This is a genomic window from Comamonas sp. E6 (assembly GCF_001010305.1).
In the GTDB taxonomy this organism is placed as follows: Bacteria; Pseudomonadota; Gammaproteobacteria; order Burkholderiales; family Burkholderiaceae_C; genus Comamonas; species Comamonas thiooxydans.
In genome coordinates, this window is the sequence record NZ_BBXH01000011.1 from 270,151 (window position 1) to 280,800 (window position 10,650).

General features: G+C 59.4%; 12 protein-coding genes. 8 read left to right on the forward strand and 4 right to left on the reverse strand.

The genetic code is table 11. From position 1 onward, the window contains the following. Positions 1-116: 116 nt before the first annotated feature. On the reverse strand, positions 117-602 hold the full coding sequence (locus CSE6_RS10980) for a YajQ family cyclic di-GMP-binding protein (protein WP_003063225.1): 486 nt from the start codon (positions 600-602) through the stop codon (positions 117-119). 103 nt (positions 603-705) lie between these two features. Here CSE6_RS10980 and murB point away from each other — a divergent pair, with 103 nt between their 5' ends. After that, positions 706-1,803 carry a UDP-N-acetylmuramate dehydrogenase gene (gene murB / locus CSE6_RS10985; protein WP_034393080.1) on the forward strand — a complete coding sequence of 366 codons (1,098 nt, stop codon included), beginning with the start codon at positions 706-708 and terminating at the stop codon, positions 1,801-1,803. 59 nt (positions 1,804-1,862) lie between these two features. Here murB and CSE6_RS10990 read toward each other — a convergent pair whose 3' ends face one another. Beyond that, the gene (locus tag CSE6_RS10990; protein ID WP_034351767.1) at positions 1,863-2,354 is read right to left on the reverse strand and encodes a hypothetical protein; all 492 of its coding nucleotides are present in this window, start codon (positions 2,352-2,354) and stop codon (positions 1,863-1,865) included. Between the two features lie 262 nt (positions 2,355-2,616). On the opposite strand from CSE6_RS10990, the gene phaR reads away from it, so the two are divergent. From phaR to CSE6_RS11015, 5 genes are all read left to right on the forward strand, one after another. Beyond that, the gene (gene phaR, locus CSE6_RS10995; protein WP_012837888.1) at positions 2,617-3,162 is read left to right on the forward strand and encodes a polyhydroxyalkanoate synthesis repressor PhaR; all 546 of its coding nucleotides are present in this window, start codon (positions 2,617-2,619) and stop codon (positions 3,160-3,162) included. Between the two features lie 222 nt (positions 3,163-3,384). Then, positions 3,385-4,767, forward strand: a complete 1,383-nt coding sequence (locus CSE6_RS11000) for a DUF1329 domain-containing protein (protein ID WP_059440521.1) — start codon at positions 3,385-3,387, stop codon at positions 4,765-4,767. A 144-nt stretch (positions 4,768-4,911) separates the two neighbouring features. Then, positions 4,912-5,676: an SDR family oxidoreductase gene (locus tag CSE6_RS11005; RefSeq protein WP_034393082.1), complete on the forward strand. Its 765-nt coding sequence runs from the start codon at positions 4,912-4,914 to the stop codon at positions 5,674-5,676. Between the two features lie 149 nt (positions 5,677-5,825). Continuing rightward, positions 5,826-6,218: a VOC family protein gene (locus CSE6_RS11010; protein WP_034351770.1), complete on the forward strand. Its 393-nt coding sequence runs from the start codon at positions 5,826-5,828 to the stop codon at positions 6,216-6,218. A gap of 418 nt (positions 6,219-6,636) precedes the next feature. Continuing rightward, complete coding sequence (locus CSE6_RS11015; RefSeq protein ID WP_238585682.1) at positions 6,637-7,893, forward strand: tetratricopeptide repeat protein; 1,257 nt, start codon at positions 6,637-6,639, stop codon at positions 7,891-7,893. Positions 7,894-7,946: 53 nt separating this feature from the next. On the opposite strand, the gene CSE6_RS11020 is transcribed toward CSE6_RS11015, so the two are convergent. Beyond that, positions 7,947-8,339: a VOC family protein gene (locus CSE6_RS11020; RefSeq protein WP_059440523.1), complete on the reverse strand. Its 393-nt coding sequence runs from the start codon at positions 8,337-8,339 to the stop codon at positions 7,947-7,949. A 129-nt stretch (positions 8,340-8,468) separates the two neighbouring features. After that, positions 8,469-9,032 carry a TetR/AcrR family transcriptional regulator gene (locus tag CSE6_RS11025; protein ID WP_003063204.1) on the reverse strand — a complete coding sequence of 188 codons (564 nt, stop codon included), beginning with the start codon at positions 9,030-9,032 and terminating at the stop codon, positions 8,469-8,471. Positions 9,033-9,225: 193 nt separating this feature from the next. On the opposite strand from CSE6_RS11025, the gene CSE6_RS11030 reads away from it, so the two are divergent. Then, a complete protein-coding gene (locus CSE6_RS11030; protein WP_012837893.1) occupies positions 9,226-10,404 on the forward strand; it encodes an efflux RND transporter periplasmic adaptor subunit in 1,179 nt (392 codons plus the stop codon). Between the two features lie 64 nt (positions 10,405-10,468). Then, on the forward strand, positions 10,469-10,650 hold a 182-nt coding region (locus tag CSE6_RS11035; RefSeq protein ID WP_152668559.1), incomplete at its 3' end, for an efflux RND transporter permease subunit.

A 10,650-nucleotide genomic window follows, 5' to 3' on the forward strand; every position in this document is an offset into this window, starting at 1 on the left:
CGAGAGGCGCGGGGCAAGGAGCTGAGCTGGCCGCGTCGCCCTGTGGCAAGGGCCTCGCCCCCCTCCCGCAAGGCGAGGGAAGGGGAAGCAGCGGAGCTGCGCAGGGGGGGCTTCATTCAATCGCGGAAGTTGTTGAACGACAGAGGGTGGTCGGCCAGATCCTTGCGGATCAATGCCATGGCCGCCTGCAGATCGTCACGCTTGGCTCCGGTGATGCGGACCTTCTCTTCCTGAATGGCAGCCTGCACCTTGAGCTTGCTTTCCTTCATCAGCTTCTGGATCTTCTTGGCCAGCTCGGACTCGATGCCGTTCTTGACCTTGATGAGCTGCTTGACCTTGTCGCCGCCAATCTTCTGTGCCTTCTGGATGTCCAGGAAGCGCACGTCAACATTGCGCTTGGTCAGCTTGTTGCGCAGCAGGTCCTCGACTTGCTGCAGCTGGAACTCGGCATCGCCGTAAATGGTGATTTCCTTGTCCTTGAGTTCGACGGCGGCCGATGTGCCCTTGAAGTCGAAACGGGTGCCAATTTCCTTGGTGGCGTTGTCAACGGCGTTCTTCACTTCGACGAAATCGGCTTCGCAAACAGTGTCAAAAGAAGGCATGTGTAATTCCTATCAGTATCAGAGCGGTAAACAGCCACAGTGCGCCGGGCCGTGATGTGCTGCTTGCCAGCAGCAGAGCAGGCGCAGTGCGACAATTGGATGGATGTTAGTCGAGAAAAATGTTCCCCTGCAGCATTGCAACACCTTTGGCATTGCCGCGCGCGCCGAAACGCTGGTGCGCATTCGTAGCCAGGACGATATCCGTCAGTTTCTCGCCGACCCGCTATGGGGGCGGCAGCCTGTGTTCGTCCTTGGCGGTGGCAGCAATGTGGTGCTGACGGGCGACGTGGCCCCCGTGGTGCTCAAGATGGAAATCATGGGCATGCGGCTGCTGCGCGAAACCGACAGGCACTGGATTGTCGAGATCGGGGCGGGCGAGCGCTGGCATGACATGGTGGCATGGACGCTGGCCCAGGGCTATACAGGCCTTGAAAACATGGCCCTGATTCCAGGCACGGTAGGCGCGGCTCCGGTGCAGAACATCGGCGCTTACGGGATGGAGCTGCAGGATCGCTTCGACTCCCTGGACGCGATCGATCTGGTCACCGGCGAGCAGTTCAGCCTCAATGCCGCGCAATGTGCCTTTGGCTACCGTGACTCGGTGTTCAAACATGCACCGGCTCAGCCCAAGTACTGGCCCGTGACGGGCTCGACGGCTGTCCCGCGCGGCCTGGGTCTCAAAGGACGGGCGGTGATCACCCGGGTGCGTCTGGCGCTGCCCAAGAGCTGGCAGCCGGATCTGGGCTATCTCGATCTGCAGCGCAAGCAGGCGGAAAAAGGCATAGAGCAGCCGACTGCACAGCAGATCTTTGAATGGGTCTGCGAGATTCGTCGTGCCAAGCTGCCGGACCCCGAAGTCATCGGCAATGCGGGCAGCTTCTTCAAGAATCCCACGGTGACGACCGAGCAATGCGCGGACATCATCGCGCGCGAGCCCAAGATTGTTCACTATCCCATGGATGACGGCTCCATCAAGCTGGCGGCCGGCTGGCTGATCGATGCCTGCGGCTGGAAAGGCAAGACCATGGGCCGCGCGGGCGTCTACGACAAGCAGGCGCTGGTGCTGGTCAATCGCGGAGATCGCCACAGCCTCGACGCCAGCGTGACCGGCGGCGAGGTGATGACGCTTGCAGGGGCAATTCAGACCAGTGTCTACGAACGTTTTGGCATTCGCCTGGAGCCCGAGCCGGTGGTGATCTGACTTTGTCAGTACCAACAAAAAATGGAGCCAGGAGGCTCCATTTTTGGTGGTGAAAGCACTTATTTCCAGAAGGCCGGGCGCAGCAAGATACCGGAGATGCGGTAAGGGGCCTTGGGCTCGACCGCCAGTTCCATAGGCACAAAGCCCTTGGTGCAACTCAGCAGCACGCTGGTGGCCAGAGGTGTGGAGCTTTCCATGCGGCCAACCGCCTGGCAACTGCCGACGCCGGTGCGCACGGAGTCCAGGGCTTTCTGCACGGTGTCGATGGGGGAGTTCTTGAGGAACTCCTCGTTGAAATTGTTGGCAGCCAGCTTGGACTTGCCGTCCATGGCTGCGACAACTGCCTGCAGGCGCTTGCGCAATGCGGCGTCTGCGGCAGCGGCATCCACATTGGCAGGGGCTGCCTGAGCTGCGGGTGCTGCCTGCGGCGCAGCGGGCTTGGCGGCATCGGCCGCAGCAGCATCGGGCTGGGCCTGTGCTGCAGTCATGAAGCCGGCGGCAGCCAGCAGGGCGGTCAGACAAACAGCATTGCGTGTTTTGGTGGTAATCATCCGTTGAGCCTTTCGTCAAACAACGAGAGGCACTGTAAACCTTCTGCAAGCTTGATTTCGATAGACGGCAAACTGTTTTTTGTGAATAAATGGCAAAGACCTGATGCTGGCTGTGACGGTGGTGCGACTTTGTTGCAACACGGACAAGCAGGGTTGTCAGGGTTACTGCTTGCCGATGCGGCTTGTGCACTGCCTAAAATCTGTTGCACTGCAATAGCTCAATTGACGACGGGGCCGACCCCCAGAACATAAAGGACTTGCGATGCAAGAAAGCAAAGAGGGCAAAGAGGGTGATGTCCAGGTGGGGAGCCAGCGAATCATCAAGAAGTATCCCAATCGCCGCCTCTACGACACCAATACCTCTTCATACATCACTCTGGCCGAGGTCAAGCAACTGGTCATGGATAGCGAGCCAGTGGTCATCAGGGATGCCAAGACCAATGAAGACCTGACGCGTTCCATCCTGCTGCAGATCATTCTGGAAGAAGAAGCGGGTGGGGCTCCCATGTTCTCCGAGGCAATGCTGGCCAACATCATTCGCTTCTACGGTCATGCCATGCAGGGCTTCATGGGGAGCTACATCGAAAAGAACGTGCAGATGTTCACGGACTTCCAAAGCAAGCTTGCGGGCCAGTCCCAGGGCATGAATCCCGAGGCCTGGAAGCAGTTCATGAGCATGCAGCCTCAAGCCATGCAGGGTTTGATGGGCAGCTATATGGAGCAGTCCCAGAACATGTTCACGCAGATGCAGGAGCAGATGCAAAAGCAGACGGAGCAGATGCTGGGTGTGTTCGGCATCAAGCGCTGAACGAAAACTGCTTTTCCCGAGCGGGCCAATGGCCCGCTTTTTTGTGTCTGTTGCTGGCGTCTGCCTGCGCTAGTCCTAATTGACGATGTTTGCGATTGTCGCCGGTCGAACAATGATTTCGTTGCTTCCGAATCGCGAATCGCGAGTGGGCAAGGAAGAAGAACGATAAGAGAAGTTCAATGACAGGTAGATGCATGGCGGATGCATCCAAGGAGACTAGGCATGAAGTTAGGAGAGGGACCCCATTTGCTGGCGGTCTTGGCTGCAGGTGTATTGTTTGTGGGGGGGGCTTGGGCCAAGGCGACGCCCGATGAGCTGGCTAGGCTGGGCAAGTCGTTGACCTGCACGGGAGGAGAAAAAGCGGGTACAGCCAGTGGTGTACCCGAGTTCACGGGCAAATGGCTGGGTACGCCGCCTGGCATTCAATACAACCCGCATGCTGGCCAGCACCCGGTGGATCCCTATGCCGGTGAAAAGCCGTTGCTCACCATCACGGCTGAGAATCTGGCGCAGTATGGCGAGCGCCTGAGCGAGGGGCAGAAGGCCATGTTTGCCAAATACCCCAAGACCTATCGCATTCCGGTCTATCAGGGCCACCGTGACTTTCGCTTCTCGGATGCCGTCTGCGCGGCGGCCAGAAAGAATGCCCAGGATGCCGTGATGAACGCAGACGGTCAGGGCACAACGGGTGCGGTCAAGGGGGCGCTGCCCTTCCCGTTCCCCAGAAATGGCCTTGAGCTGGCCTTCAACAATCTGCTGCCTTCGCGTGCTTTCACCGAACACACGCTGCGTGACAACGCCAATGTGTTGGCCGATGGCAGCATCGTCTGGGGTCGTGCCGACAATCGCGCTTTCAGTCAGATCAACGACCCGGCCAACGCAGGACAGCCACTGGGCAGTCCCATGTCCCAGGGCATGAATGCGGTCAAGTTGCCCGAACGCGAGAAAGGCGGCGTCAGCGTGGTTTCCGAGCCGGTTGAGTTTGGCAAGGAAAAGCGCCTGGGCTGGAGCTATGACCCCGGCACACGTCGTGTGCGCCAGATTCCCGAGTACGGTTTTGACCAGCCATTGTCGGGCACCGGTGGCAAGCTGACGATTGACTCCGATCGCCTGTTCAACGGCTCGCCCGAGCGCTACAACTGGAAGTCGTTGGGCAAGAAGGAAGTCTATGTGCCGGCCAATGCCTACAAGATTCACGGCAGCAACGTGAAGTATGCCGATCTGCTCAAGCCTGCTCATGAAAACCCCGACTACATGCGCTACGAGCTGCGCCGGGTCTGGGTGCTTGAGGCTTCGCTCAAGGATGGCTACCGCCACATGTTCGGCAAGCGCGTGCTGTTCCTCGATGAAGATACCGGGCAGGCACTGATGAGCGATTACTACGATGCACGCGGCCAGCTGTGGCTGCAGGCGGTGGTCAATCATTACTACGCCTTCGACGCAAGGATCTGGCATGCGGGCACCAGCTTCTATCACGACTTGAACTCTGGCGGCTATGTGGCCTACAACCTGTTCCAGGAGCGCCCCCAGGGTCCCGTCTTGAACAAGGGCAATATGACTGCAGCCATGTTTACGCCCGAAGCAGCGCGTAACGCAGGCAACTAAAAAATGAATCCGGCAAACAGCTTGTGGCGTAGTTTGTGTGGCTGCGGGCTTTTGCCATTCAAGTCAGGAGGCGCTTGCGCCTCCTTTTTTATGTGGCAGTAGCAATGCCCTGCTCAGGGCTTGGAAAAACAAGAGGAGACGTAGATGACAAATCGTTTGCAGGGCAAGGTGGCCCTGGTCACTGGTGGCGCCAGCGGCGTGGGGCTGGAGGTGGTGAAGCTGCTTCTTGCCGAAGGTGCCAAGGTCGCATTCAGCGATATCAATGAAACGGCGGGGCAGCAACTGGCGGCTGAATTGGGCGAAGGCTCCATGTTTGTTCGCCATGACGTGAGCAGCGAGACGGACTGGAAGCTTGTGATGGCGGCGGTGCAGCAACGTCTTGGCAGGCTCGATGTGCTGGTCAACAACGCCGGCATCCTGCTGCCTGGTGATATGGAAACAGGGCGTCTGGAGGATTTCAGCCGCCTGCTCAAGATCAACACCGAGTCGGTCTTCATCGGTTGCCAGCAGGGCATTGCGGCGATGAAGCAGGCCGGTGGCTCCATCATCAATATGGCTTCGGTATCCAGCTGGCTGCCCGTGGAGCAATATGCCGGCTACAGCGCCAGCAAGGCTGCAGTGTCCGCGCTGACGCGCGCCGCTGCGCTGAACTGTCGCAAGCAAGGCTATGCGATTCGCGTCAACTCCATTCATCCCGATGGCATTTATACGCCCATGATGCAGGCTTCGCTGCCAAAGGGCGTGAGCAAGGAAATGGTCTTGCACGACCCCAAACTCAACCGCGCCGGCCGCGCCTATATGCCCGAGCGCATCGCGCAACTGGTGCTGTTCCTGGCCAGCGACGAGTCCAGTGTCATGAGCGGTAGCGAGCTGCATGCCGATAACTCGATTCTGGGCATGGGGCTATAGATGAGAGCTTGAATCTGACCGTTCCCCGGAAGGCCTTGAAGCGTTTCAAGGCCTTTGCCGTTTTTGCTGAGTAGGATGATGCAGGCAATGGTCTTGAGCAGTAAAGATGCGACCGTTCAAATTCGGTTGGGTTTTGAGAGGATGCCTTCATGAAATTGGGTTACACAATCATCTACGTCCCGGATGTCTCGGCATCGCTGGAATTCTTTAGCCGGGCATTCGGCATACAACAGCGTTTTCTGCATGAATCCGGAACCTACGGCGAGCTCGAGACAGGGCAGACCACGCTGGCATTCGCCGCCCATGAACTGGGCGCGTTGAATTTTCCTGGAGGCCATGTCGAAGCGCACAGCTCTGCCAAGCCATTGGGATTTGAAATCGCGCTGGTCACGGAGGAGATCGTGCAGGCCCATCGGAACGCGCTGAGCGCCGGCGCCATCGAGATGGCCGCTCCGACGGCCAAGCCCTGGGGTCAGATGGTGTCTTATCTGCGTTGCCCCGACGGCTGCGTGGTGGAGCTTTGTACGCCCATGGCTGCCTGATCCGCAGAGATGCCTGCCCGCAAAGGCGCAAGGTCCGGGCCTGGCTTTCCGCACTGTTTGCAATATCGCGAACATGCGACGCAAATTGCACTCCGGCGGAGTTTGACCGGGCAGATCCCTGTGCTGCCGCCTGGGTGAGTATCAAGCAGCAATGCTGTCCCGAGACAAGAGAGACTTCGCGGGCGTATAGCGGCTCTGTGACTACAGTTAAGGACGAGCCCTATCGGCAGTCATTTCCGTGCTGAGGCGGGTCAGTATGGTTTTGATAGCTGCCAACGCTTTATGGACAAGGTATTGCTTCTATATACTCCCTTTTTTTCTGTGAACAGGGGAAGCAATGCTTGCGCGATGGTCTGGTGCTTTGGTTCTGTCGGCTTGGCTGTCAGTTTGGGGTTGTGCGCAGGCTCAGCCCAGCGAAATGGTCAATGCCGCGAAGACAGGAGATGTCGCGGCACAGTACGAGTTGGGAAAAGCCTATCTTTACGGCAAGGGCGTGGAAAAGAATGCCGACGATGCCTTGCGCTGGCTGCGGCTGGCCGCAGAGCACAATCATGCGCCGTCCCAGTATCTGCTGGGTCTGGTCTATGTGCTGGGTGCCGAAGGTGTGAAAAAGGATCCTGAGGCAGGCCTGGCACACATTCATCAGGCTGCAAACGCCGGAAATCTCGATGCGCAGAACCTGCTGGGAACTATTTATCTAAAAGGCGAAGCGGTTGAGAAGGATGCCGCAACAGGTGTCGCATGGCTGGAGCGCGCCGCGCAACAGGGCTCTGCAACGGCACAAAATAGCCTGGGCTTTGTCTACCGCAAAGGCGAGTTGCTTGCCCAGGATTTGCAGGCCTCGTTTCGCTGGTATCTGAAGGCGGCCCAGCAAGCCGATGTGCTTGCGCAGTTCACCGTGGCCGAGATGTACTACCTTGGCGAAGGCGTGGAGAAGAATCGTGCCGAAGCTGCGAAATGGCTGACCCCGCTGGCAGACAAAGGCGTGCAGAAGGCCCAGTTGCTGCTGGGAAAGATTTGCTTCGAAGGCCAGGGTGTGGCCCCCGACTACAAGCGGGCCGTGCTGCTGCTGCACGCTGTCGCCATCCGCGGCTCGGGCGAGGCTTACTATGAGCTGGGCCGTCTGTTCGAGCAGGGAGAGGGCGAGTATCGCAACGAAAAAGAAGCGATTGCCTATTACACCCAGGCGCTGAAGTACCAGCATGCAGCGGCGGCGCAGCGGCTGGAGCAGCTCTCCGCTTCGTCGCCCAAGTCCGCAGAGTTTGCGCAGTCCATGGAATACATGGAGAACCTGAACTCGGCTCTCAAGGGCAATGTTCTGGCCCAGTACAACGTCGGTGTCTTTCAATATCTGGGCAAGGGCTTTGCGCAACCCAACTACACGGAGGCCGCCAAGTGGTTCACCATGGCAGCCAATCAAGGCTATGCCAAGGCCCAGTACAACCTGGGCACCTTGTACGAAAACGGCGAGGGTGTGGGCAAGAGCCTGGCTCAGGCGCTCAAGTGGTATCGGCTTGCCGCCGAGCAGCAGGATGCCCCGGCCCAGTACGCGTTGGGAACTTTGTACCGGGACGGTCTGGGTGTGAAGAAGAATGCCAAGCAGGCTCGTGAGTGGTTGCAGCGCGCCGCAGAGCAAGGCCATGCACCAGCAAAAAAGGCTTTGGCACAGCTCTGAGCTGACAAGCGGGGGCCGTTTTCAGAGGCCCCGGCTTGTCAGCGCGAGGGCGGCTAGGCCGGCTCCGAGATCTCGATCAGGTTCAGGTCGGGGTCACGCACATAGATGGAGCGGATTTTCGATGTGGCACCGGTGCGCATCACAGGGCCTTCGGCGATGGGAACCGACAACTGCTGCAGACGCGCGATAACCTCGTCCAGCGGCACCGAGGCCAGAAAGCACAGATCAAGGGCACCGGGCACAGGCGTGTGGGCCTTGGGCTCGAACTCGCGCCCTTTCACATGCAGATTGATCTTCTGCCGGCCGAACACAAAGGCCTTGCGCTCCACGGCCGAGGTGCCGCCGATGAAGGATTCCAGCCGCATGCCGAGGACTTCGGTGTAAAAGCGTATGCATTGGGCTTCGTTGGCCGTGGTGAGAACCAGGTGGTCGAGGTGACTGATCATGACAAGGCTACTCTCTGGTTGTGAAAACGAGTGTGAAGGCACGCGAGATCGCGTTGCAGGGGAACGGCATGACCATGGTGCAGTTGCAGGCAGGTATTGCCGCTAAGGCCGCAGTCCGGGTCGATTCTGTCAGGCTGTCGCCGTTCCGTCCTGGCGCATGACTCCCTGCAAAAACGCCTGCTCGGCAAGCTGTGCCAGCGGGGCGCGAGGGATGCGACCGCGGCGCTCGCCGTCGATCAGGGCGATCACGGTTCCCAACCACAGCTCGGTCAGCGTTGCGGCGCTGAAATCGATGCGGAACACACCTTCCTGCTGGCCGCGCAGGAAAAAAGCGTCGACCTTGGGTTCCCAGATCGCATTTTCCTCCATGGGTTTTTCGACTTCATTCCAGTAATAGGTCAGGAACAGCGTGAATTCGCGGTGTTCAAGATGCTTGGCATTGAGGCGCTTGAGTGCTTCGAGCACCGGGCCTTCCTCGATGCGGGCTTCGTCCAGCGCATCGTCCAGCGTGCGCAGGCTTTGCTCCAGCAGGCGCTTGATCAGCAGATCGCGCGTGGGGCAGAAGCGATAGAGCGTGGCCTTGCTGATGCCTATGGCCTTGGCCAGTTCTTGCAGCGTGGCGCGCGGGTGGTTGACCAGGGCCAGGGCCAGTGGGGGGAGGATTGCTGTGTTGTCGTGGGGGGCGGTCGTCATTCGTGGCTCCGGTTGGGGCGGATACGGATGAACCTATTTTGATTCAAGCGGCGGGCCTAAAAGCTTGGGATAGCAACTTTACTTGGTATCAAAATGCCATGAATCAATATAGGTCTTAATGAATCAAATTTGATTCAAAAAATATTTTCATGCATCATGCGCTTCTTTCAAGATTTGACAAGACTCAAAAGCCATGAAGAAGAAAAGCCAGAATGTGCGTGCCTGGTCGGCCCTGGCCGCATTGGCAGCCGCAATGATGTTGGCCGGCTGCATCAAGTCGGAAGCGGGCGGACCGCCTCAGGAATTGCCGCTGGTGGATGTGGTGACCGTCAAGCCCAGGGCGCTGAGCCTCAGCGCTGAGCTGCCCGGGCGCATCGAGCCCGTACGTGTGGCGGAGGTGCGTGCGCGGGTGCCAGGTATCGTGCTGAGCCGCAACTTCAAAGAAGGTGCCGATGTGAAGGCTGGAGAGGTGCTGTTCAACATCGACCCGGCACCGCTGCGCGCGGCGCTGTCGCGGGCCCGGGGCGAATTGGCGCGAGCGGAGGCCGCGCTCTCCGATGCTCAGTCCGTGGTGCGTCGTTATGAGCCGCTGGTGGAACAGGAAGCTGTGAGTCGCCAGGATTTCGACAGCGCCAAGGCCGCGCTGCACAGCGCCTTGGCCACGCGTCAATCGGCCCAGGCCGAAGTAGAGGCGGCACGCCTGAACCTGGACTATGCGACGGTGAGGGCCCCGATTGCGGGCCGCATCGGCCGTGCGCTGGTGACGGAAGGCGCCCTGGTCGGCCAGGGGGAGGCCACACCGATGGCAGTGATACAGCAGCTTGACCCCATTTATGCCGATTTCCGTCAGACCGCAGCGCTGGCCACGCGCTTGCGTTCACAGCAACAGGGAGAGCAGTCGCAGAAGAGTGCTCCAGTGACGCTGGTGGCGGACGGTCTGGACGAAAAGCGCCAGGGACGCATGCTGTTTTCGGATGTGACGGTGGATCGCGGCACCGGCCAGCTTGCACTGCGCGGTGAATTCCCCAACAAGGATGGCTTGCTGCTGCCCGGCATGTATGTGCGCGTGACCATGGGCCTGGGCGAGGATCCCGCGGCCATTCTCGTGCCTCAGCGCTCGGTGCAGCGCGGCGCCGACGGACTGGCCCATGTGCTGGTGCTCGACGAGAACGACATTGTGCAATCCCAGAAGGTGAGCACCGGTGCCATGTACGGCTCCGACTGGCATATCACCGAGGGTCTCAAGGAAAACGCCCGAGTGCTGGTCGGAGGCCTTGCGGCAGCCGTGCCCGGCACCAAGGTGCAGATCAGAGCTGCCGCTGCAAATCTCGCTGACGCTGTCAAAGATGCGGAAGTCACGGAAAAGAAATGAGCACTATGCGCTTGTCCTGCAAGCGCTGAATGCCAAGAAGACAAGCCTTATTCAAGGATAGACAATGTCCCGGTTTTTTATTGATCGCCCCAAGCTGGCCTGGGTGGTCGCGATCTTCATCCTGCTGGCCGGCCTGCTGGCGATCCCGGCTTTGCCCGTGGCGCAGTTTCCCAACGTGGCTCCGCCGCAGATCTCCATCTCTGCAACCTATCCGGGGGCATCGGCCACCACGGTGATGGAGTCGGT